Annotated in this window: 1 protein-coding gene; it reads left to right on the top strand. The window is 52.9% G+C overall.

Annotation, left to right across the window (positions count from 1 at the left end; genetic code table 11):
• The coding region (gene dusB, locus ACTHS3_RS15105; RefSeq protein ID WP_440368380.1) for a tRNA dihydrouridine synthase DusB at positions 1 to 810 on the top strand (810 nt) is incomplete at its 5' end.
• Between the last annotated feature and the right edge of the window lie 143 nt (positions 811 to 953).

Here is a 953-nt window from a genome sequence, read left to right as displayed (position 1 = left end):
GTGGTGGCCGTGCAGATTGCCGGCAGCGATCCGCAGCAGATGGCGGAAGCCGCGCGGTATAACGTCGGCTTGGGCGCTCAGGTGATTGATATAAACATGGGCTGTCCGGCCAAAAAAGTCTGTAATGTGCAGGCAGGCAGCGCATTGATGCAAAACGAGCCTTTGGTTGCCGAAATCTTGGCAGCCGTTGTCAACGCGGTAGACGTACCCGTTACCCTCAAAACCCGTTTGGGCTGGCATGACGAACATCAAAATTTGCCGACCATTGCCAAAATCGCCGAAGAATCAGGCATCGCAGCCCTTGCCATCCACGGCCGCACCCGTACGCAGATGTACAAAGGCGAAGCGCGTTACGAACTGATTGCCGAAACCAAAGGCCGTCTGAACATTCCCGTTTGGGTCAACGGCGATATTACTTCGCCGCAAAAAGCCGCCGCCGTCCTCAAGCAAACTGCTGCCGACGGCATCATGATAGGGCGCGGCGCACAAGGCAGGCCGTGGCTCTTCCGCGATTTGAAACATTACGCCGAACACGGCGTTTTGCCGCCGGCCTTAAGCTTGGCAGAATGCAACGCCACCATTTTGAACCACATCCGCGCTATGCATGAATTTTATGGCGAAGTGGCCGGCGTACGCATCGCCCGCAAACACATCGGCTGGTACATCGACGAAATGCCCGACGGCGAACAGATACGCCGAGAAATCAACCGCTTGGACAGCGCCTCAGCACAATACGACACCCTTGCCGCCTATCTTGAGACGCTTTTAGAAAAAATCGACCGTTGGGTATGCCACTATCGGGAAGGCTAAAGGGTTTCAGACGGCCTCATCATTTAAAAATAAATCCATTTAAAAACAAATCCAAAGAAAGACATGACGATGAATCAAACGACGACTGACATTGCGCAATGTATTGAACAAAACTTACGACAATACTTCAAAGACTTGGATGG

This window comes from Neisseria sp. P0009.S007 (assembly GCF_051962515.1).
The sequence above is the reverse complement of the archived record's forward strand: the minus strand, read 5'-3'. Positions and strand labels throughout refer to the sequence as shown.